Source organism: Asticcacaulis sp. AC460, from assembly GCF_000495795.1.
Classification (GTDB): Bacteria; Pseudomonadota; Alphaproteobacteria; order Caulobacterales; family Caulobacteraceae; genus Asticcacaulis.
Window position 1 is genome coordinate 90,375 of sequence record NZ_AWGD01000037.1, and the last position, 23,004, is coordinate 113,378.

Annotated in this window: 17 protein-coding genes; 6 read left to right on the top strand and 11 right to left on the bottom strand. The window is 63.6% G+C overall.

Going from position 1 to position 23,004, the window contains the following annotated elements:
- The first annotated feature begins 56 nt into the window (after positions 1–56).
- The gene (locus tag ABAC460_RS44405) at positions 57–1,364 is read left to right on the top strand and encodes a hypothetical protein (RefSeq protein WP_023455319.1); all 1,308 of its coding nucleotides are present in this window, start codon (positions 57–59) and stop codon (positions 1,362–1,364) included.
- Positions 1,365–1,639: 275 nt separating this feature from the next.
- On the opposite strand, the gene pheT is transcribed toward ABAC460_RS44405, so the two are convergent.
- The 8 genes from pheT to ABAC460_RS44445 all read right to left on the bottom strand — a co-directional run bounded on the left by pheT (position 1,640) and on the right by ABAC460_RS44445 (position 11,932).
- Positions 1,640–4,027, bottom strand: coding sequence for a phenylalanine--tRNA ligase subunit beta (gene pheT, locus ABAC460_RS44410; protein ID WP_023455320.1), 2,388 nt, complete (start codon positions 4,025–4,027; stop codon positions 1,640–1,642).
- Positions 4,028–4,048: 21 nt separating this feature from the next.
- Positions 4,049–5,122 (bottom strand): phenylalanine--tRNA ligase subunit alpha, encoded by a 1,074-nt coding sequence (pheS, locus tag ABAC460_RS44415; RefSeq protein WP_023455321.1) that lies wholly within the window; start codon positions 5,120–5,122, stop codon positions 4,049–4,051.
- Between the two features lie 64 nt (positions 5,123–5,186).
- Complete coding sequence (locus ABAC460_RS44420) at positions 5,187–7,256, bottom strand: phosphocholine-specific phospholipase C (protein ID WP_023455322.1); 2,070 nt, start codon at positions 7,254–7,256, stop codon at positions 5,187–5,189.
- A gap of 40 nt (positions 7,257–7,296) precedes the next feature.
- Positions 7,297–7,629, bottom strand: coding sequence for a hypothetical protein (locus ABAC460_RS44425; protein WP_023455323.1), 333 nt, complete (start codon positions 7,627–7,629; stop codon positions 7,297–7,299).
- A 3-nt stretch (positions 7,630–7,632) separates the two neighbouring features.
- Entirely contained in the window at positions 7,633–8,880 is a 1,248-nt protein-coding gene (locus ABAC460_RS44430) for a hypothetical protein (protein WP_023455324.1), read from the bottom strand.
- Between the two features lie 110 nt (positions 8,881–8,990).
- Positions 8,991–9,350, bottom strand: coding sequence for a 50S ribosomal protein L20 (gene rplT, locus ABAC460_RS44435; protein WP_023455325.1), 360 nt, complete (start codon positions 9,348–9,350; stop codon positions 8,991–8,993).
- A 15-nt stretch (positions 9,351–9,365) separates the two neighbouring features.
- Entirely contained in the window at positions 9,366–9,563 is a 198-nt protein-coding gene (rpmI, locus tag ABAC460_RS44440) for a 50S ribosomal protein L35 (protein ID WP_006273308.1), read from the bottom strand.
- Positions 9,564–9,688: 125 nt separating this feature from the next.
- Entirely contained in the window at positions 9,689–11,932 is a 2,244-nt protein-coding gene (locus ABAC460_RS44445; protein ID WP_031237402.1) for an alpha/beta hydrolase family protein, read from the bottom strand.
- 209 nt (positions 11,933–12,141) lie between these two features.
- Between ABAC460_RS44445 and ABAC460_RS44450 the strand changes: the two genes are divergently transcribed.
- The gene (locus ABAC460_RS44450) at positions 12,142–13,323 is read left to right on the top strand and encodes a heparan-alpha-glucosaminide N-acetyltransferase domain-containing protein (protein WP_031237403.1); all 1,182 of its coding nucleotides are present in this window, start codon (positions 12,142–12,144) and stop codon (positions 13,321–13,323) included.
- A 3-nt stretch (positions 13,324–13,326) separates the two neighbouring features.
- Here the strand turns inward: ABAC460_RS44450 and ABAC460_RS44455 are convergent, their stop codons facing one another.
- Together ABAC460_RS44455 and ABAC460_RS44460 are read right to left on the bottom strand one after the other, a co-directional pair.
- A complete protein-coding gene (locus tag ABAC460_RS44455) occupies positions 13,327–13,974 on the bottom strand; it encodes a DUF3885 domain-containing protein (protein ID WP_023455328.1) in 648 nt (215 codons plus the stop codon).
- A gap of 19 nt (positions 13,975–13,993) precedes the next feature.
- Positions 13,994–15,298: an MFS transporter gene (locus tag ABAC460_RS44460; protein ID WP_023455329.1), complete on the bottom strand. Its 1,305-nt coding sequence runs from the start codon at positions 15,296–15,298 to the stop codon at positions 13,994–13,996.
- A 193-nt stretch (positions 15,299–15,491) separates the two neighbouring features.
- Between ABAC460_RS44460 and ABAC460_RS44465 the strand changes: the two genes are divergently transcribed.
- The 3 genes from ABAC460_RS44465 (at position 15,492) to ABAC460_RS44475 (ending at position 20,050) form a co-directional block, all read left to right on the top strand.
- Positions 15,492–15,953: a hypothetical protein gene (locus tag ABAC460_RS44465; RefSeq protein WP_023455330.1), complete on the top strand. Its 462-nt coding sequence runs from the start codon at positions 15,492–15,494 to the stop codon at positions 15,951–15,953.
- Between the two features lie 35 nt (positions 15,954–15,988).
- Positions 15,989–18,886, top strand: a complete 2,898-nt coding sequence (locus ABAC460_RS44470; protein WP_023455331.1) for a M16 family metallopeptidase — start codon at positions 15,989–15,991, stop codon at positions 18,884–18,886.
- Positions 18,887–19,156: 270 nt separating this feature from the next.
- Positions 19,157–20,050 (top strand): DMT family transporter, encoded by an 894-nt coding sequence (locus ABAC460_RS44475; RefSeq protein ID WP_023455332.1) that lies wholly within the window; start codon positions 19,157–19,159, stop codon positions 20,048–20,050.
- Here the strand turns inward: ABAC460_RS44475 and ABAC460_RS44480 are convergent.
- Complete coding sequence (locus ABAC460_RS44480; RefSeq protein ID WP_023455333.1) at positions 20,047–20,397, bottom strand: cupin domain-containing protein; 351 nt, start codon at positions 20,395–20,397, stop codon at positions 20,047–20,049. The two genes, ABAC460_RS44475 and ABAC460_RS44480, sit on opposite strands and share 4 nt — an antisense overlap.
- Positions 20,398–20,524: 127 nt before the next feature.
- Here ABAC460_RS44480 and ABAC460_RS44485 point away from each other — a divergent pair, with 127 nt between their 5' ends.
- A complete protein-coding gene (locus ABAC460_RS44485; protein ID WP_023455334.1) occupies positions 20,525–22,996 on the top strand; it encodes a glycoside hydrolase family 9 protein in 2,472 nt (823 codons plus the stop codon).
- Positions 22,997–23,004 lie beyond the last annotated feature (8 nt).

The following is a 23,004-nucleotide window of genomic DNA, read 5'->3' on the forward strand; positions in this document are numbered from 1 at the left end:
GTCGTTATGACGACGCCTTCGGGCGATGGCATTGAACGTAGGAAAGGTTAGCAAGGATGCGCAAGCCCCGGTTTCGCAGCGACAAGTTCTCAAAATTCATGGCGAGCGATACGGGCGCGCAAGCACGCTACGCGCAGCGCCTCAAACATCGTGTCAGCATACCGATTGACGAGATCGAGCCGCAGTCAAAGAAGATGCGGCCAGCAGACTGTGACCGGTTTCAGAACGCGGTCGCCGAGCATCTCACCATGATGAAGCGCGGGACCTTCAAAGGCGATATCGCACTGAAGCTAGATCTGGGAACGACCAGCCCAAACGCCCCGCAAGCGCACACGATCGCGAAGAACTTCTTGGACTTGCTTGGCAAACGTCGGCCCGGCGTGAAGTGGCCCAAGCGTAGCCTCCTGTACGATGACGATAGCCAGATACAGGCGCTCTCGGTGTCCTGTCGGCACGGCGAAGACCGGCCGAGGATTTGTGTCGAAGCCAGACCGCTTTCGTCCATGCTGGATGACCTTGAGCTAGGTGCGGAAGCTGTTCATCATGAGGAGCGGGATGACCCAGGCGCGTACTACACCAAAGAGCGGGATGACGAATGGATCGAGACCTTCGCCGACATTATTCGCGATGAGGCACGCAACCGACGCGAGCTTGGCGATGAGATGTATGAGGCGTACTTCAAGATGACGCGATGGAGCGCCCAGCAGGCGGTGTTGGGCCGTAGTGGTGTCGACATCCCAGTGTTGAATTGGCTCTACGAACGCCCCAAGGCGATACCTACCGGTCTCAACAGTGAGATGTGGGCCGACCTGCTATTGAAATCGAAACGCCGGCTTCATGTCGGCGACCTACCGATCTCGGAAGGCGGTTCCGCAGCGTTCAAGGCGGGCGTCGCCGCAGAGATCGCAAGATTCAAACAGGATTGGGACTGGGTTCTCAATCCGCTCGTCATTGCCGTCGCCCTCGAAGTTGTGGTGCGGCCCAATCCAAATACGCCCGTTGGCGTCCTGCATGATCTCGACAACATCGTTAGGGACTATCTGTTACCCGGCATCGTCCCGGCCTTCGGTACCGTGACCGACCATCGTTGGACAATCGATTTCGAAGAACTGAACCGGCGTGATCCTGAAATGGCGGCGAGATGGGGGCCGAATCCCACGCCTCCTCGCGGCACAAAATCCGGCGTCACGCGGTATGAGGCTTGGCGGCTCCCTCCGGTCCCCGGCAAAGCGGGATTCGTGAGCGTCGCTCTCGTCGCTGACATGGACGTCCAGGGCGACACGATGCAGCGATTGGACGAGCGTATTAAGAGGTGGGCGATAGAACGAGCGCGAAAGGAAGAGGATCGGCGGCGCTTTCGGTAGCTGGCCTGATTTGTTGGGCTGGCGAGCGTGAATTGCCTGAACTTATATCATTTCTACAATATTCGATTTCGGCGCCTGATAACTCTCAGAAACAAATCAGGCCACAATCGGGGCGGCGTCAACTCCACCCCGACGCACGACTCATTACGGTGACAGCTTAGGGAATGCCGATTTCCGCTTGGGTCAACTCCGGCCTCGCGTTGCATTTCTGTTCCAAAATCACGCACAAAAAAGGGCCGCCGAAGCGACCCTTTTCCTGAAGCCTGGCCCACACCTTAACTCCGCAAGGTCGCCCCGGCCTTCTGCGCCGCTGCGATAACCTTCTGCGACAGGGCGTCGATTTCCGGCTCGGTCAGAGTCTTGTCGGTCGGGGTCAGCACCACCTCGACGGCCAGCGACTTGTGACCATCGGGCACGCCCTGGCCGGTATAGACGTCGAACACCCGGGCATCGCCGATCAGCGCCTTGTCGGCGCCCTTGATGGCGCGGACCAGGTCGCCGGCGGCGGCCGTATCGGCCACCAGGAAGGCGAAGTCCCGTGTCAGCGGCATCAGCGACGACAGCGTCAAGGCGCCGCGCGACTTGCCCGACTTGGCCTTGCCGACCGGCAGGTTGTCCACCCGCACCTCGAACCCGACATAGGCCCCAACATTGGTCACGTCCAGGTCCATGGCCTTCAGCACCGCCGGATGCAGTTCGCCGAACTCGGCAATCACCTGCTTGGGCCCCAGTTGCAGCCGCGCCGAACGGCCCGGATGCCAATGGGCGGCATTGCTCCCCTGGACCAGCGACAGCGACGCCACCGGCACCCCCACCGTCTCCAGCAGCGACAGCAGATCACCCTTCAGAGCGAACAGATTGTCCTCACGCGCATTGGTCCAGTGCCGCGCCTTGTCCGGCGCGCGCAGGGCGGCGATGACCGGCTTCTGGTCGCCGGGCTCCAGGCCGAAATAGATCGGCCCGATCTCGAACAGCTGCACGCCGTACTGGCCGCGCGCGGCATTGCGGCCGGCCGCTTCCAGCAGGTTCGGCAATACCGCCGGACGCATGCAGTTCAGCTCCGAAGCGATCGGATTGGCCAGCACCAGCGCATCGGCGCCACCGCCGAACAGACCGGCCCAGTCCTGGCGCATGAACGACCAGGTGACGGCTTCGCTGTACCCCAAAGCCGCCAGAGCGCGGCGGGCGGCGCGGGCCTTGGCCTGCTGCGCCGTCAACACCCCGCCCGGACGGGGCGTCACGGCCGGCAGCGGCGTCGCCGGCAGCTTATCGAAGCCGTAGATACGGGCGATTTCCTCGACCAGGTCGGCCTTGCCATCCACATCGCGGCGCCACGACGGCACCGACACCGTGCCATTGGCGGCCACGCCGAAGCCCAGGGCTTCCAGAATACGCGTGATCTCGTCCGGCGCGGCATCCAGGCCGGTCAGCTTCTTCACATAGGCCGGATCGAAAGCCACGTCCGGACGGCGCGCCGGCGCTTCACCGGCGACCACGACCTCGGACGGCTCGCCGCCGCACAGGTCCAGGATCAATTTCGTGGCCAGCTCCAGCCCCGGCACGGCCGATTCCGGATCGACCCCACGCGCGAACCGGTACTGCGCATCCGAGAACAGGCTCAGGGTCCGGCCGGTCTGCGCCGTGCGGATCGGATCGAACCAGGCGCTTTCGACGAAGACGTCGGTGGTAGCCTCATCGACCTTGGTCGACTCGCCGCCCATGACCCCGCCCAGGCCGATGACGCCCGACGAATCCATGATGGCGCACATCTCGCCGTTCAGCGGATAGGTCTTGCCGTCCAGCGCTTCCAGTTGCTCGCCGTCCGGCGACAACCCGGCGACAATCACCGACCCGCTCAGCTTGCTCAGGTCATAGACGTGCAGCGGCCGCGCGCGGTCGAACGACAGATAGTTGGTGATGTCGACCAGCGCCGAGATCGGCTTCAACCCGATCGACTTCAGCTTGGCCTGCAGCCACTCGGGCGACGGACCGTTTTTCACGCCGCGGATCACCCGGCCGGAAAACACCTGACAGGCATCACCGTCAACCTTGATCGAAACCGGGCACGCGAAGGCGCCGGCGACCGGAACGATCGCCGCGTCCTTGAACACGCCCAGACCGGTCGCGGCCAGGTCGCGGGCGATGCCGTGCACCCCCAGCCAGTCGGGACGGTTCGGCGTCACTTCGAAGTCGATGACCGGCTCGGCGCCGAACACGACCGCGGCAGGTGTCCCGACTTCCAGAGTTCCCGAAATGTCCAATATTCCGTCGTGATCGTCGCCTAAACCCAGCTCGGCGGCCGAGCACATCATACCGTTCGACACGACCCCGCGGACCGGCTTTTCGACCAGGGTGACCCCCAGACCCGGTACGTAAGCACCGATCGGAGCGTAAATTGTGGTCATGCCGGCGCGGGCATTGGGGGCGCCGCAGACGATTTCCTTGCGGCCGTCGACGGTATCCACCTGCAGCACCTGGAGCTTGTCGGCATTGGGGTGAGGGGCGGCCTCGACGACTTTGGCGACGCTGAACACCGTCAGCGCCTTGGCGGGATCGTGGATGTCCTCGACCTCCAGCCCGGCCATGGTCATGGCGGCGGCAACGGCGTCGATATCGGCCGTGGTGTCGAGATGGTCTTTCAACCAGGAAAGCGAGAATTTCATTTTATGAAACTTTTGAAAGAGTTAGCTAAGGCCCGACGCGCTGTTCGGAGCGGCGAAGGCCGAGAATCCATAGTGGTTCAGCCAGCGGGAATCCGCGGCGAACATGTCGCGCAAATCCGGCACGCCGTATTTCAGCATCGCCAGGCGGTCGACACCCATGCCCCAGGCAAAGCCCTGATATTCGTCGGGATCGACGCCGCAGGCCTTTAAAACATTGGGATGGACCATGCCGCAGCCCAGAATTTCCAGCCAGGAATCACCCTGGCCGACCTTCAGCTCGCCCTTTTCCCACGAACAGCGCACATCCATCTCCGCTGACGGTTCGGTGAACGGAAAGTGGTGCGGGCGGAACTGGGTGACGACATCGCCCGTCTCGAAGAAGCGAGAGATAAAGGTTTCCAGCACCCACTTCAGGTGACCCATATGGGCGTTGCGGTCGATGACCAGGCCCTCGATCTGGTGGAACATCGGGGTGTGGGTCTGGTCGCTGTCGCAGCGGAAGACACGCCCCGGCGCGATCAGCCGGAACGGCGGCTGACCCGAAACCATCGAGCGGATTTGTACCGGCGAGGTATGGGTGCGCAGCAGCTTGCGCACGCCGTTCTCGTCCGGATGGAAAAAGAAGGTGTCGTGCATCTCGCGCGCCGGATGCTTTTCGGGGAAGTTCAGCGCGGTGAAGTTATGAAAATCGTCTTCGATATCAGGACCTTCGGCGACTTCGAAGCCCAGGTCGGCGAAGATGGCGATCATCTCGTCCATCACCTGCAGGGTCGGATGAACCCCACCCTTGGCGCGCGGGCTGGCCGGCAGGCTCAGGTCGATGCGCTCGCTTTGCAGGCGGGCGGCCAGGTGCGCGGCTTCCAGATCGGACTTCTTGGAATCGAGCACGGCCTGGATCTGGTCGCGCACGGCATTGATGGCGGCGCCGGTGACTTTACGCTCCTCCGGCGGCAGGCTGCCCAGGGTCTTGAGCAGGCCGGAGATACGGCCGGTCTTGCCCAGCGCGGAAACGCGCACGGCGTCGAGGGCGGACAGGTCGGCGGCGGAAGCGATCTCGGCTTCGATTTCGGTTTGCAGGTCGGCGTAGACGGTCATGACACGGGCTTTATCTGAAGGATGCACGTCTTTAGTGCCTGCCGCCCTACCTGTGAAGCAGTTTTTAGACCTTAAGCGGCGCCGCACCAAACGCCAGCGGATCCGACAGCGACGCCTGGCCGTTCTCGACATGGCCGGCGAAATGCTGATCGAAGCCGTCACCATGCAGCCGCACGTCATACCAGCCCGCCGACAGGACCAGATCGACGGTCTCAGACATGGTTGCATGGTCATCCGGATGCGGCGGCTGCGGCGCCAGGTCGAAGCGGCGTTTGCCGCCGTGGGTATCCTGAACGGTCACCTGTACCGCCTGATCGAACGACGGATTCCGCAAGGTCAGAACACCGCCCTCCAACGACGCCTCGACACCATAACCCGTACCGGCAAAGCGGCGGAAAAAGCCGTTGGGCCCCAGCAACCACCAGTCATAGGCCCCTTCCGTGCTTTCGCCGTACGACTTCAAACGCACGTCGTTGAGCCGCGCGTGGTGATAGCTTTCCCCCGGCGCCACGGTGAAACGCAACGGCGGCTGCTCCAGATTCAGCCGGTCATACAGATGGAAAACGGCCGATCGTTCAGCGCTACGGTTGCGCAGATGCAGGTACGGAAAGACCTCGACCGGTTCCCAGGCAAAATCCGCTGTCAGGTCATAAGGCGTCGCCCGCCGCGGTCTCTGCCCCTGAGCCTGAACCGGCGCCGACAGCTTGGGCGTCTTCGGCGTGGTCCGCCCACCCAAGGCCCGCGCCTTGTCGGCCAAGGCCTTGGTCGCCGGCAGATGTTCAAAGAACGGTTGATTATTGGGCTTGGCGAAGTCGAAACAACTGGTCAGGTCGCCGCACACCGCCCGCCGCCAGGCCGAAATATTCGGCTCAACCACACCAAAGCGCGTCTCAAGAAGCCGGATCACCGACGTATGGTCGAACACTTCGGACGCGACATAGCCGCCGCGCGACCAAGGCGAGACGACATACATCGGCACGCGCGGGCCCAAGCCGTAGGGACGGCTGTTATACATGCCGTCACCTGCGTGATATTCACCGGCCGTATCGATATCGCTGTGCCCCAATGGCTCGCCGCCAGCGTCCAAAGACGGCGGCGCCGGCGGCGGCACATGGTCGAAATAGCCGTCATTCTCATCGAAATTGATCAGCAGAACGGTCTTCGCCCACACCTCGGGATTGGCCGTCAAGGCGTCCAGCACGCGGGCGGTATAGTCGGCACCCTGGGCCGGGCTCGACGGACCCGGGTGCTCGGAGCCTTCCGCGGTGGCCACGATCCATGACACCTGCGGCAGCTTGCCCGCCACGACATCGGCCTTTAACGCATCGAGATCGCGCGTGCGGATCGACCGCCGCGCCAGATCGATCAAGCGTTGACTGGAGGCCTTGAGGGCGGCGCGATAGGTCCTGAACCCGGCCAAAGGATTGTCGGTGAAGTTGTCGTCCATGTCCTGATAGACCTGCCAGTCGATGCCGGCGGCGCTCAGGCGCTCGGGATAGGTCGTCCAGTCATAACCGCTGTTGGCGTCACCCAGCGAGTCGTAGGCATTGTCGATGGCGCCGCCGTTCTTGCCGGTCCAGTGAAACAGCCGGTTCGGATTGGTCCCGGCATGTAACGAGCAGAAATAGGCGTCACACAGCGTAAAGGCCTCGGCCAGGGCGTACTGGAACGGCAGGTCGGCGCGGGTGAAATAGCCCATGGCATGGTCGTGCTTGGCGTCCGGCCACTGCCCCATGCGGCCATGATCCCAGGCGTCCTGGGCGTCCTTGAAGGTGTGCGGCGTCCCCTCGACCCGCATCAGCCGGAAGTCCTTGGCCGTATCGAGCGGGAAGGGGGCGATCAGCTTGTCATGATCGCCATCCCGCACCTGGGCAAAGACGGTACCGGCCTTGCGCACCCCGACATCGGCCACCGGAATGGCGAAACGGTCGCCGAAGCCCTGCACCCCGTTCAGCGTGCCGAAATAGTGGTCGAACGACCGGTTCTCCTGCATCAGGATGACGACGTGCTCGACATCCTGCATGGTGCCGGTGCGCACCTTCGCGGGAATATCGAGCGCACGGGCGATGGCGGGCGGCAGGGCGCCCAGCGCTCCGGCCAGGGCGGTGCTGAGAAGATGGCGGCGATGGATCATGATAGCCTTCTACAACGCGATCACAACGGATCGATGAAGGTCAGTCCTGATAGCGGTCCCGGCGCGGTCGCAGGATATCCATGCGACCGCCACCGCTGAACGATTCCGGAAAATCAAGAATGTCGCTGCGGGTGCGGCGGCCCTTGCGCACCTTGTCCAGCGCGGAGTTGATCGTCGCCGTGGTGACCTCGAAGGCCGGCGTCTTCTTGCGGAACAGGTCGCCCAGCCCACGTTTCTCGGTCGTCAGGCGCACGGTCTGGTGCGTCGTGCCGATAGCGGCCTGGTCGGCGGCGCGGGCGATCATGCGCTCGGCGCGGTCGTTCCAGCTGCGGATATCGTCAGCCAGAATCTGGGGATTAATCGGCTTTTCCATGATTCAATCCTTCCAGAAGTATCGGCCGGGTTCCATGGCCAGGATGCGGATCGGGCGCGACACGCCGTCGTCGCGCATCAGCTCGTGCTCGACAACGGGCAGTTCCATGAACTTGCCGGCATAGTTGGCCAGGATACCGGCATTGGCGGTTTCCAGCAGCGGCCACAGCTTGCGTGTCGCCTGGTCGTGGCGCGCCTGACGGGCGACACTGGCGCCGATCAGCGGCGCGACCAGGGCCAGGTTGTCGAGCCGGCTGGCCAGGGCCTTGGCCAGGGCCGGCTGGCTGCGGGCGGTTTCCCCAAGCGCCGCCGTCAGCTCGCGGTAGATGTAGCTGGCGCTGACCATATGGGTGATGTGCTCATAGGCCGGGGTGGCGCCGTACATGAAGGCGCGGGTCATGGCATCCTGGGCGAAGGTGGCCGCGATGATCGGGTTGGTCCGCGGTTTGGGCGCGATGGCGCCGACCGGACCGGCCTTGAGGATGCCGCCGAACGAGCCCAGGAATTCGAGATGGACCATCGAAGGGGCCGAACCGGCGCCGTCGAAACCGGCGATCGCCAGGCCGGTCAGGAACATCAACGACCGCGCCGGCAGCCATTCGACCAGGACCGAGGCGGCGGCCAGGTCGCGCAGCGGCGCGACGGACTTTTCCGGAAACGCGGCGCCATCCAGCATCTGGCCGAGGAAATGTTCGAGATACTGTCCCAGATGGGCCTGCAGGAAGGGCGCCAGGCGCGGCGACTCCGGCAGCAGGGTACGCGCCACCGGCTGGCCCTTGGCGTCGTGGCCGGCGAACATGACCTCCTGGGTCAGCCGCGCCAGCGCCTGGGCGGCGGTCTCGGGACTGACCGGCTTGCCCTCTTCCCAGCCGAAGGTCTTCAAGCAGTCGCCGAAGTCGAGCAGGAAGCTGATCATATAGCGGCCGAAGCTGATCTGTTCGGCCTTGTCGTCGCCCTTGAGCTGGTCGCCGGAAAGAAAACGGATCAGGTTCTGCGCCTGGTCCCTGACCGGGCCGCGCCGGCCGGGATGGGCTTCGCGGAACTGGCCGATGACGGCGCTCCACGGCAGGCCGGCGAAATCGCCGCCGCCATAGACCATGACGGCGACGGGGCCGGCTTCGTTCAGGATATGGATTTTCTCGATGCCGCCCTGGGAGACGCTGCTGCCGTTACCGGTATCCAGGATGGTCACGGCGCTGTCCGCGCCCATGGCCACCGCTTCCAGGTTCATCAACAAGACTTCGCTTGTCATCGCCGCCCCTCACTTGCTTAAGACGACATTAACAAATGGACGGCCGATAGCAAACAAAAACCCCGCCAGGCAGAACCTGACGGGGTTTGAGCTGTAACTTGAAAGTTCGCTTACGCGGCCAGGGCCGTGCGCACCTTCTCGGCGATCGCCTTGAAGCCGGCTTCGTCGTTCATGGCGACGTCGGACAGCACCTTGCGGTCGATGTCGATACCCGCAACATCCAGGCCGTGGATGAACTGCGAATAGGTGAAGCCTTCGATCCGGGCCGCCGCGTTGATGCGCTGGATCCACAGGCTGCGGAAGTTGCGCTTCTTGGTGCGGCGGTCGCGGTAGGCGTACTGGCCGGCCTTGTCGACGGCCGCCTTGGCGGTGCGGATGGTGTTCTTGCGGCGGCCATAGAAACCCTTGGCGAGCTTCAGGACCTTTTTGTGCTTGGCGTGCGAAGTTACGCCTCTTTTAACGCGGGCCATGTGTCTAGCTCCCTCTTAGGCGTACGGCATGTAGGATTTGATCTTGATCGTATCGGCGTCCGACATAACCTGCGTGCCGCGGTTTTGACGGATATATTTGCCGTTGTGCGAGATCAAACGGTGGCGCTTGCCGGCGACGCCGGCCTTGGCCTTGCCAGAGGCAGTAAAGCGGAAGCGCTTCTTGGCGCCCGACTTGGTCTTCAGTTTTGACATTTCGATTACGGCCGGCTAGGGCCGCCCTTCTTAGGGGGTGATGACACCGCCCAGGCATGTCATGGGCCCGGCGGGTCGGAAGAACGCGGGGCATTACAGGAAAACCCCGCGCCTGACAAGTCCTTCTATGGATTCCATTTCAGCAGGAAGTCCGTCACGGCTTGCGCCGTCTGCAAACGGCAGGTTTCCTTCGTCAGTTCGTGGTCGCAGTCGGTCAGTTGTACGTACTCCGCGCGGCCCTTGGCGGCGTCACGCATCGTGCGGCTCTGACCCGGCGGCACAGTCTGGTCGTTCTCGCCGTGCAACAGCAGGGTCGGCACGATCTGCTCCGCCCGGTCCGTCGGTGACGGCGCGCCGGCGCCGAGATAGCGCTTCAGGGTCGCTTCCGAACCCCTGACCGGCTTGAGCGCGCGCGGCCACGTCTTGTCGGGTTCCAGCCCGCCCATATCGTCCGGGTCGGGCAGGGGACGGTGGGCGTGAACCCAGGCCGTATAGGCGGGAATGTCGGAAATCCCGCCGATAGACACAGCGCAGCGATAGACGCCGTCGCCGGCCACTGCGCCCGACAGCGCCGCATAACCGCCGTAGCCCGAGCCGACGATACAGACGCGCTTCGGATCGGCGATGCCCTCGGCGGCCAGGTAACGCGCGCCATCGCTCAGGTCGCTGAGCATCTTGCCGCTCCATTCGCCGTAACCGGCCGCCACGAAGGCCGCGCCGGCATTGTCCGAACCGCGGTAGTTGGGCTGCAGCACGGCAAAGCCGCGCGAGGCGATCGACTGGGCCAGCCAGTTGAAGCTCTGCGCATCATGGCCCTGGGGACCGTCGTGGGGCAGGACCACCAGCGGCAGGTTGCGGCTTTCGGGGCGAGACGGCACGGTCAGTATGGCATTGATCTCCAGACCGTCGGCGCTCTGGTAGGTGACCACCGACTGGCGGGCGATCCATTCGGCGGGAATGGCTGGATGATCGTTACCCAGGTCGACGAAACTGCCCTTGGCCAGGTCGAGATAATAGTAGCCGCCGGCATCGACATCGCCCTGAGTCGAGATGATCATCCGCCGCGGATCTTTTGCCGTGGCAACGACCGTGACGGCCTCACCGGGCGCCGACTCTGCCGCTGCGGCATAGACCTTGGACAGGCCGGGATCGAGCAGGGCATAGGCCGGGCTCTCGCCGAAACGGGCCATCCCGGCGGCGCGTCCGGTCGCCGGATGGAAGATGATCCGGTCGTAAAGGGCGTCGCCACCGAATTCCCGCAGTTCGCCCTCCGGCGAGAGCTCGAAATAGCCGTAGCTGCCGCCGGTCTTGCGGTCCATGATCACGATGGACTGACCGTCTATGCCGTACCCCATCAGCTGCGGCGCGAAACTGACCCGGCCTTCCAGCTTGCGCGACAGCACGGGCTTCCATTTTTTGCCCTCACGCCTTTCGACCGTCAGGGTTTCCTTGGCGTAGTCATACACCGAACGCGCGACCGGATTGCCCTGCGCATCCAGCAGCCAATCGTCGGGATAGCGGAAGTTGCGGTCGAGATCACCGCCGCCGTCATCCACCATCCGGCCGTTGCCGGTGACCGGATCGACCTGCCACAGATAGACCCGCTGGGTCGGCTGCTCGTTCATCGACTCGCCGCGCAGTTCCAGGAAGGCGCCGTTTAGCGTGGTTTTGCCTCCGGCGGTGATAACGGCGGGCAGGTCCAGGGCGGCGTGATGATACTCGCTCATCCCCGTGCCGATCTGGGTGGCGGTTTCGGCCTTCAGGTCGACCACGATAATGGCGCTGGTGGCGCGCGCGCCGTAGTGGATGCAGGCCGGCGATTTCAGCCGGCTGAGCGTGCTGAAGGCGAGAGCGGACTCGACGGCGGCGACGCCAGAGCCCGGGCCATTATTGGGATCCTTAAGGTCGACATTGGGCCGCTGCTGCATGGTGGCGAAGCTATTCTGAGCCTGCTGGTTGACGCCATTCGGGCAGGTGCTGCGCAGGCCGGTGCTGGTATGGGCGACCATCAGGTGATCGTTGCCGACAAAACCGATCGTGGACAGGGGCTCGTCGGCCAGCTTGATGGCCTTCTTGCTGCCATCCTCGACATTATAGAGCGCCAGCAGATGGCTGTCGTCGACATGGGTGGTGAAAGCGACGCGCGTTCCGTCGGCCGACAGGGCGATCTTTTCGATGCGCGCCGCCTTGACGAACATGTCCAGCGGCGGCAGCGGATCGGCGGCCGCCGGCCGCACGCGGATACGGCCCTTGACCACGACGGGCGCGTCCTGGTGTTCCGCAGCCTGGGCCCATAAGGGAGCCGTGGCGGCAAGCGCAGCCATGGCAAGAGTCTGCCAAAGCATGAGCTTCCAAAGTTTCGTCTTCATGATTTCCCCCCATTTGTGACGATTGTTTTGGTAATTATGACTCTTACCCAGCGTCAAAGCAAGTTTACGGCAACGCCGCCGGCCGCTTGAGTGCCGCCCGGCCGCAAAGACCTCGTGTCGTCCCCTCCGGCCCTGCACCAGGACGATCAGGATTCGACGAACCGCATTTTTTGGGGTATCGCTTGGAAAAAAAGGGTAGGGCCAAACTAATGCCAAAAGAGAACCAATTGTCGCGAGTCGGCGCTATCGACCTGGTGCGCGCCCTGACCATGGTGCTGATGATCTTCGTCAACGACCTGTGGTCGCTGAAGGGCATTCCGGCGTGGCTGGAGCATGTCGAAGGCGGGGTCGACGGCATGGGCCTGGCCGATACGGTCTTCCCGGCCTTCCTGTTCATCGTCGGCCTGTCCCTGCCGTTCGCTGTGTCCAGCCGCCAGGCGCGCGGCGACAGCCCGTTAAGCCAGATCCTCCACGTCCTCAGCCGTTCGGTGGCCCTGCTGGTCATGGGCGTCTTCCTGGTCAATGGCGAAACCCTCCATGACGCCACCGGCGTGCCGCGTCTGGTGTGGAACGTGTTGAGCTGTATCTGCTTTATCCTGATCTGGAACAGCTATCCGAAGTCGATGAACCTGTGGCTCCAACGCGGGCTGAAAGCCCTGGGCGCCGCCGTCCTGCTGGTCATGGCCTACAGGTACCGCGGCGGCGACGGCACGGAAACCTTTGCGCCGCAGTGGTGGGGCATACTCGGCTTGATCGGCTGGGCCTATCTGGCGGCCGGCCTGGTCACCGTCCTGGCCCAGGGGCGCCTGATCGTGCTGAGCCTGGCCTGGCTGGCCTTCGCGGGTTTGAGCGTCGCCTGGGCGGCAGGTAAGGTGCCGGGCGTGCTGCACATCATCCCCGAAGCCATCATCGGTGGCACCCTGACGGCTCTGGTCCTGGGCGGGGCGGTTATCGGCCGGATGTTTCAGCTGTGGCAGCCCAAAAATGACAATCTGCGCATGACCCTGGCCTTTGCCGCCATCGCCGTGGCCCTGGTGGCGCTGGGCTTCTACACCCGTCAGTTCTGGGGGATTTCTAAGCTGTCGGCGACCCCGGCCTGGCTGTTCCTGTGCAGCGCCATGACCCTGACCGCCTTTGTCGTCCTGTACTGGATCGGCGATGTCGCCAAACAGGGCAAGTGGTTCGGCTTCGTCAAACCGGCCGGTACCGACACCCTGCTGTGCTACCTGATGCCCTATTTCCTGTACGCCGCCATGGTCTACAGCACGCTTCAGTTGCCGGAACTGCTGACCACCGGTGGGCCAGGTCTGATCAAGTCGCTGCTGCTGGCCTTGATCTGCGTGTGGATTGCCGGCGGCCTGAGCAAGCTGGGCGTGAAGCTGAAGCTGTAGGCCTTACCCCAGCGATCGGGCGATCGCCTCGCTGCACGCCTTGCTGACCTGGAAGCTGGTGCCCTCCATCTGGGCGGGATTGAACTTGAGCAGGCCCAGGCCGCGCTCGGGCAGCCAGCCGTAATAGCGCGACACCACGTCCATCAGCTTCTGCGGCGTGGGCTGGGAGATCTCCATGCCGGCCTCATAGGGCGCCGCCACCGAGCCGTTCTCCTGGTTCATCCACATCACGCCCCACAACCGGCCGTAATAGACATCCAGGAAGATCCGGTCGAACAGGTTGGGCCGCCAGATCACGACATTGGACAGGACGGAATAGGTCAACCGGTCGGTGTCGCTGTAGAACGACCAGCGCGGTGTCAGCTTCCAGCGCCGGGCGATGCGCGCGATGCGCTTGCGGTGCACGGCATTCTCATTGGGCGAGGTCAGAACCGACATCCAGCACGCCTGGCCGTTGCCCAGCGCCGCTTCGGCCACCTTGTTGAACCGCTGGATCAGGTAGCGCAGTTCCACATGGTCGCGGCAGGTCTGGCGATTTTCGGGCAGGAGGTGGAAACGCGTCAGGTTCCAGTCCGGCGTGTTGCGCAGGATGTGCGGGATCGGCCACGAATTGGGGTGGTAGGCCAGCCAGTCGCTCTGATACGGATCCAATCGGGTTTGCCTTTCTTGTCTACTGGGCTTTTCTCAGGCGGCCGACCTGCAGCGCCAGAAGGGCGGCGGGTATGGTCAGGGCAGCGCCCATCCACAGCGGGGCATTGGGGCCGATGGTGCTGAACAGCGCGCCGGCGATTATCGGGCCGGTGATGCGGGCGATAGCGCTGGTCGACATGTTCAGCCCAAGCATGCCGCCCAGGCGGTCGGACGGGGTGGTGATGGAAATAATGGCGCAGATGGTCGGAAAGATGACCGACTGGCCGATGGTGCCCAGCACGACGATAGGGGCAATAAGGGCTTCGACATTGTGCAGGCTCTGCAGGGCGAAGCTGAGCCCGAAAAGGAACAGGCCGCAGGCCAGAACCTTGCTTTCCCCCCATCGCCGGACCAGCGGCCGCATGACCACCAGCAGCATGATGACGGCCGTGGCGCCGATGATCGGGAAAATGGTAGCCGTCTTCATGACGCTCCAGCCGAACCGTACCTTGACCCACAGGCTGAAGGTGGCTTCCAGGCTGGCGAAGGTGGCCATGTAGCACAGGGTGGACAGAATGACCCGCAGCGTGACCGGGCTTCTCAGAGCGTCCTTCAGATTATGCAGGATCGGCGGCGGAGCGCTTGTCTGGGTGCGTTGGCGGCTTTCGCGCAGGTACAGCATGACCGTGGCGCAGGCCAGGGCCGACAGGATGGCCGCGGCGAACAGGGGCGGGCGGAATTCGCCGCCCGGTATGTGTTCGCGGCTGAGCAAGCCGCCGATGATCGGGCCGACCACGATCCCCAGCGCGAAGGCGGCGCCGACCAGGCTCATGCGCGAGGCGCGCTGGTCCGGCCGCGACACGTCCGAGACATAGGACTGGATGGTTGAGATATTGCCGGAACTGAGGCCGCCGACGAAGCGGATGGCGATGGCCACCCAGATATTGGGGGCGAAGGCCAGGGCGACATAGAGCGGTACGCTGAGCGCCGTGGTCAGGATCAGGATAGGTTTTCGCCCGATCCGGTCGGACAGGCGGCCGAAATAAGGTTCACCGAAGAACTGCCCCAGATAGAAGCTGCTGAACATCAACGTGACCTGCCACGGTTCGGCGTTCAGGCTGGACGCGAAGAAAGGGATCAGCGGCATCAGGACGGCGGAGCCGGCCTGGTTGACGAAGGCCACGGCCAGCATGGCGGCCAGGGGGCCATTGTCGCGGATATACACCCGCATCTGACGCAGCAATCCGGCGCGGAAGAAGGTGCGGGTATTGCGCGGATCGTCGTCTTCGTCCGGTGCGTCCCAGATCGGGGCCGGTTCTGCCCGGGCTGGTTCCGCCGCGGACACGGCAAGGTCTTCCAGCGATGACGGGGCAGGTTTAAGCTCGGACATTGCGGAGGTATAGCGGATTTGTCGGTCATTGCGAACGTTTCTTTATCGCAAGTGCGTGATGAAATCCGCGCCACAAACGGCCGCGCAATCGCCGTGTACCTTCGTGCGGAACTCTGTTAGGCTGAGCTTAAGACACAGGGGGAATTCAATGCGTCGACTGAGTATTGTCACCGCCATTGCGGTTGTCGCCATCGTGACCGGATGCGCCACGGCGGAGGGATATCGTCAGCGTCTCGACCTGATGGCCGGCACGCACAGCGACCAGCTTCAGGTGGATTGGGGACCACCCGACCGGGTGTCGCCGCTCAGCAACGGCAACGAAATGTGGGTCTATACCAAGACCCAGGTCCACCATTCCGGCAATTCCTATTCCCAGGTGGCGACCGGTTCCTACCAGGAACACTACACCGACAAGCACGGCAAGAAGAAGACCCGGACCGTCACCACCTACGAACCGGTCTGGGTGCCGCCCGAAACCTGGGAAACCCAATGTGAAACCCGCTTCGTCATCGGGCCCGACCAGAAGGTCATCAGTTCGGGCTTCGAAGGTCCCGACTGTGTCGCCGAAGAGGCCAAGCCGCGGTCGTCCGGCCGCGACGACGGGCGCTAACTTGATAACCAGGAACTGAGATCAGAGTGGGTACTATGTTGTTCGGGCGCGTTGTGCGGGGGATCGCCGCCCTGGGTCTTTGCCTGGCGCTGGGCCTGGCGCTGGGTGTCGCAGGCCTCACGACCCCGGCCCAGGCCGCCGAGTCCCTGGCCCAGATGGTCACGGGGCCGGGCTGGCCGCATACCGGTTCCGACATCAAGCCGGACGCCGGCGCGCGTTTCGGCCGTCTGCCCAACGGCATGCGCTACGTCATCTATCCTAACGACGCCAAGGGCCGCAACACCTCGATGCGCTTCCTGATGGCCACCGGCTCGCTGCAGGAAGGCGACGACCAGCTCGGCATCGCCCACCTGGTCGAGCACATGGCCTTTCGCGGCTCGAAGAACCTGAAGGACGGCGAACTGAAGCACATCGTCGAGGCCGAGGGCTTCGGCTTTGGTTCCGACGTCAATGCCTTTACCGACTATGAGACCACCAAATACGTCCTCGATCTGCCCAGCAATGAGACCCAGGCGATCGAAACCGCCCTGTTCGTCCTGCGCGAGATCGCCGGCAACCTGACCTTCGACGGCGACGCCATCGAACATGAACGCGGCGTGGTCCTGGGCGAGGAGCGGATGCGTGCCTCACCGGCCTCCCGCGCCGAGCAGGTCCTGCGCGAGGCGACCTATCCGGACAGCCTGTATGCCCTGCGCGACCCGATCGGTACGCTGGACAGCATCCGCACCGCCCCGCGCCAGGCCCTGGTCGACTATTATCAGGACTGGTACCGGCCGGAACTGGCCGTGCTGGTCGTTGCCGGCGATTTCGATGTCGCTGGCATGGAAAAGCGCATCCAGGCGGTGTTCGGCGACTGGAAGCCCGCCCGTCCGGGGCCGGTACGGATTTTGAACTACGCGCCGAAGCCCGTGCCCGGCGTGCGCACCTCCGTCTATGCCGAGAAGAACCTCTACGAAGGCCTGAGCGTCAGATGGCTGCGGCCCTATATCGACAAGCCGGAGAGCCTGACCTCGCGGACCTCGGGTTACCTGAAACAGATCGGCTTCTGGGCGCTCAACGACCGCTTTCGCCGCGCCGCCGAAGACCCGGCCGTGCCGTTCCTGGTGGCCAGTATCGATTACGACAATTCGCGCCTGGACGGCAATATCACCACCCTTCTGGTGGTCCCCAAGCCTGGGCGAGGCAAGGAGGCCTTCCTCTACGCCCTTCGCATGGTCGGCCGGCTCAAGGCCGACGGCGTCACGGCGGGGGAGCTGAGCGAATATATCGCGGCTGCCGACGCCCAGGTCGAAAACATGATCCGCACCAACCAGACGCGCTTCAATTCGGACATCGCCGAAGAGATCGTGTCCGGCCTGGTCTATGACAATGTCTTCGAAACGGCGACCCAGGTGCGCAACGAGTGGCGGCGGATCAAACCGGCCCTGACCAAGGCGGCGGTCGATGAGCGTATCTCCGTCACCTTCAACAGCGACAGCATCATGCTGAGCCGCCAGGGCGAAGACAGAGCGGTGATGGACGAGGCCGCCCTGGCCGAGGTCTTCGCGGAGGCCCAGGGCGCCACGGATAATACCGCGCAGGCCGGTCCGGCGGGGGGCAGCGTCAGCGCGGCCTGGCCCTATACCAACTTCGGTCCCGGCGCCCGCATCGCGGAAAAGACCCGCGTCGAGACCCTGGGCTACACCCATTATGTCCTGTCCAACGGGGTCACGGTCAATATCCGTCCCAACGCGGTGGTCAAGAACCAGATCCTGGTCAAGGTCCGGTTCGGCGGCGGCTTCCTGCTGTTCTCGCCGAAGGAAGACATCTCCCTGATCCAGACGGGCTTTTTCGACCTGCGCGACGGCGGCCTGGGCAAGCTGTCGCAGGTCCAGCTCGACAAGGCGCTGTCGACCCGGACCTTCAGCTTCGACTACGACCTGGAAGACAAGGCCGCGGTGCTGACGGGCTATACCGCGCGCGACAGCTTCGCCGCCCAGATGCAGGTGCTGATGGCCTTTACGGTCGATCCCGGGTACCGGCCGGAAATGTTCGAGAATGTCCGCCAGTCGCTCGACTATTCGTACCAATATGTCCGCGGTTCGCCTGACCAGGTCATGGGCTATGGCTCGACGGCCTGGCTGGTCAGCAACGATCCGCGTTACGTCTTTCCGGACAAGGCGCAGATGGAGGCGCGGGCGCCGAAGGACATCGAAGCCATCTTCCGGCGCACCATGACCGGCGTGCCGGTCGAGATTAACATCGCCGGCGACGTCCGTGAGAACGAAGCGATCGAGATCGTGCGCAAGACCTTCGGCAACCTGCCGCAGGTCCCGGCCATGATCACGCCCGCCGACGGCGCCGACAAGGTGGTGCTGCCGACCGACCGCACGACGCAGGTCTTCTACCATGAGGGTCGCGAGGACCAGGCGATTTCGATGGTGGTCTTCCCGGCGACCGACGCCCTTTCCGATACCGACGACACCCGTGGGCTGAGACTGTTGACGGTCATCTTCAATGCCCGGCTGGATGAGGAGCTGCGCCAGAAGCAGGGCATGGCCTATGACGGCTATGTCGGCCTGACGGCGTCGGAATCGGCGGCGGGCTTCGGCTATATTTCGGCCCAGGGCACGGTGCCGCCGGACAAGGACCAGATCTTCTACGATACGGTGCTGAAGATCGCCGCCGATATCGTCGGCAAGGGCGTGACGGCCGCCGAACTGGAACGCGCGCGTAATCCCATCGTCCAGTATATGAACGACGACACCAAGAACAACGAGGACTGGCAACGCACCCTGGCCGGGCTGTACGGCAATCCGGTCCTGTGGGAATACCGGGTCGGCGAGCATGCCAAGTACATGAAGATCACCCTGGGCGACATCAACACCCTGGCGCGGCGCTATCTCAAACCCGAAAAGGTCCTGCGCGCGAAGACGGTGCCGGCGAAGGAGTAAGTCACCGCAAGCTTCCTGCCATCGGGCGTAAAGCCCGCGCCAAATCCACCATGATGACAAGAAACGGAGTGACGGGGGCCTAAAAGACTGTTTGGAAAGCCGTCAGGCTGAGGCGAAAAGGGCTGGTTTCGAGAACCGGAGCGGAGCGTACTTTAGTACGTGAGCACCGGAAGCGCAGAAAACGGCACTTTGCAGGCCAGCCTGAAGGAGTTTCCAAGCAGTCTTTAAATAGGGGTCAAAGACCCGCAACCGTCACACAAGAAACCTGTCATGTCGTTCGTCAACCTGAGCAAGCTGATTGTCCTGGCCGCCATCTGGGGCTCGTCCTTCCTGTTCATGCGCGTCGCCGCCCATGAGCTTGCGCCGCCCTTTATGATCGCCCTGCGCGTCGGTCTGGGCGCGCTATTCCTGCTGGCGGTGGCGGTCTGGCAAAGGAAGGCGCTCGATATCCGCGCGCACTGGAAGCATTTCCTGATCCTGGGCCTGCTCAACACGGCAGTGCCGTTTACGCTCTTCGCCTTTGCCGCCAGGACCCTGCCGGCCTCGCTGATGTCGATCCTCAACGCCACGGCGCCGATCTTCGGTGCCGTGATCTCGGTGGTGTGGCTGCGCACGGCCATGACTTGGAAGTCGGGCCTGGGCCTGGTGCTGGGCATAGCCGGCGTGGCCATCCTGGTTGGGCTGGACACGGCGGCCCTGTCGCCGGGAACCCTGCTGGCGGTGGGCGCAGGCCTGGCCGCCGGCTTCCTGTACGGCCTGGCCTCGGTCTATGCCAAGCAGGCCAAAAGCGTCGACGGCTTCTCCAATGCCCACGGCAGCCTGTGGGCCGCCTGCCTGTTTATGTTCCCGGTGGCGCCGTTCTATGCCCCGGCCGTGGCCGTGTCGGCGCCGGTGGTGTGGTCGATCGTGGCTGTGGGGATCATGTGCAGCGGCATCGCCTACCTGCTCTATTTCAACCTGATCGACGAGATCGGCGCCGCACCGACCCTGAGTGTCGGCTTCCTGATCCCGGTCTTCGGCGTGCTGTGGGGCGCCTTGGTCCTGCATGAGCCGATCGGCCTGCAGACCGTGCTGGGCGGCGTCATCGTGCTGATCGGCACGGCGCTGATCACTGGCTTCAATCCGGTCGGCATGTTACGCCGCAAGACCGCGACTGTGTCCTAAACCAGCACGACAAACGTCTTCAGCACCGGCTCGATCACCTGCCACTGACCGCTATAGCCCGGCCGGAAGATGAAGTGATCGCCGGGATGCAGGTGGACCGGTTCCTTGCCGTCTTCCTTGACGATGGCATGGCCCTCGACCAGGGTGCAATATTCCCATTCGTCGTAGGACACACGCCATGTTCCGGGCGTCGACGCCCAGTAGCCGGCAAAGCGCGTTTCGTCCATATTGGCGTCCAGCGTCCAAAGCGTGAAGCGCGGATCGCCGGCCACGACCTTTTCCGGCGGCGGCGCGCTCGTTTCCGGCGGCGGCAGGTCCTCGCGGTCGAAGCGGACGAAGTGACTCATGGGCGACTCTCCTTTGTCGCACAGCTAACACGCAAATGCCGGCTTGTGCCATCGCATCACGGCGGCTAAGCTTGTTGTAATGGATTACAACGAGGCCTGATAAGTGGCCCGATTAAGAGAGGATACCATGAAACGCATTCTGATGGCGGCTGTTGCCGGCTGGGTTCTCGCGAACGCAGCCTATGCCGAACCCAATCTCAAGCTCAACGAAAAGGGCTATTACGAGGCTCCGGGCCTCAATGTCACCGTCTTTGCCGACATCTATCCGGACGGCCACCAGACCGGCGTCACCGTCATCCAGCACGGCTCGCGCGTGGCGGCCAACGGCGACCTGCGCCTGGAGCCGTCGCCGGGCCAGTGGTCGCCCATGCCGGCCGGCGAGGGCACCCTGGCCATTGACGCCGCCGGCAATACCGTCACCCAGCGCCTGCACTATCCCGACGCGTCGAAAGACCGCAAAGGGTTCAACCCGATCGACTATCCCGACCTCAAGTTCAGCTACGCCGTCCGGGTGACTCCGCTTGAGGGCAATGCCTTCCAGGTCTCGGTCGATCTCGACCAGCCCCTGCCCAAGGATTGGGAAGGCAAGGTCGGCTTCAATTTCGAACTTTTCCCGGGCGAACTGTTCGGCAAATCCTGGCTGATGGACAGCCAAAGCGGCATCTTTCCGCGCCAGGCCAACGGCCCGATGGAGCAGGACGGCGGCACCCTGGTCACTGCCGACATGGCGCGCGGCAAGACCCTGATCGTCGCCCCCGACAGCCCGCTGCAGCGCATGAAGATCGAGAGCCGCACCGGGCAACTGGAACTGCTCGACGGCCGCGGCAATTTCAACAACGGCTGGTACATTGTCCGCGAGTTGACCAAACCCGGCGCGACGAAAGACGCCATCACCTGGGTGATCACCCCCAATACCGATCCCGACTGGCGCTATAAGCCGGTGATCCAGGTATCCCAGGTCGGCTATCGCCCTGGCCAGGCCAAGGAAATCGTCATCGAGCAGGATCCGCGCGATACGAAGGCCGATCCCCTGGTGGTCTATAAGATGACCGAAAGTGGCCGCCAGGAAGTCCGCCGCGTCACCCCGAAGGACTGGGGCAATTTCCTGCGCTACCATTACCTGAAGGCTGACCTGAGCGACCTGCGCGATCCCGGCATGTACCAGGTCGAATACCGCGGCCAGCTCAGCCACGCCTTCAAGATCGGCGAGGATACCTATGACCGCCATGTCTGGCAGCCGACCCTGGAATATTTCCTGCCGGCCCAGATGTGCCACATGCTGGTCAAGGAAAAATACCGCACCTGGCACGGCATCGACCACCTGGACGATGTCCGCATGGCGCCGGTCAATCTCAACCATTTCGACGGCTACCTGCAGGCCGGTTCGACCCTGACCAGGTACCAGCCGGGCGACGCCGTGCCGGGCATGGACCGTGGCGGCTGGCATGATGCCGGCGACTACGACCTGCGCGTCGAAAGCCAGATGGGCACGGTGTGGCTGCTGTCGAAGATGGTCGAGGAGTTCGGCGTAAACTACGACGCCACCACCGTCGACCAGGCCAACCGGATCACCGAGATCCACAAGCCCGACGGCAAGAACGACATGCTGCAGCAGATCGAGCACGGCCTGTTGTCGGTGGTCGGTGGCTACAACGCCATGGGCCGGACCTATCGCGGCATCATCGAGCCGTATCTCGACCAGTATACCCTGCTGGGCGACATCACCACCCAGACCGACAACCTGCGCTACGACGCGTCGCTGAAGCCCGGCGAAAAGACCGGCACCCATTCGTCCCTGACCGACGATCGCTGGGTATTTACCGAAGACAATCCCAATCGCGAGCTGGAAACGGCGGCGCAACTGGCCACGGCGTCACGGGTGATGAAGGACTATAACGCGCAACTGGCCGCCGACTCGCTCAAGGCGGCCCAGGACCTGTACACGAAGGCTTTCGACCGGGCGACCAGCCTGAAGGCCAAGGTCTTCGTCCTGTCGGAACTGGCCCAGACTACGGGCGACCCGGCCCTGGTGAAAAAGCTGGTCGCGCTCAAACCCGAGATCGTCGCCCACATCGACCAGGCGGGGCCGGTCCTGGCCTCGGCCATGCCGCTGATCAAGGACAAGACCTTCCGCAAGGATGTCGGCCTGGCCGTCAAGGCGCACCAGGAAAAGCTGGCCCAGGAGGCCACTGAAACCCCCTATGGCGTGCCGTACAAGCCCAACATCTGGGGCGCCGGCTGGCAGATCCAGGAGTTCGGCGTCGACCAGTACTTCTTCCGCAAGGCCTGGCCCGAATTCACCCCGGTCGACCTGCAGGACGAGGCGCTGAACTTTGTCCTCGGCGTCCACCCGGGCAACAACACCTGGTCGTTTGCCTCGGGGGTCGGCGCCAATTCGGCGACCACGGCCTATGGCACCAACCGCGCCGACTGGAGCTACATCCCGGGCGGTGTGATTTCCGGTACGGCCTTGATCCGGCCGGACCTGCCCGAGCTCAAGATCTGGCCCTATTTCTGGCAACAGGGCGAATATGTCATGGGCGGCGGCGAGACCAACTACATGTTCCTGGCCCTGGCGGCATCGCAAAAGAAACCTTGATTTCTTGC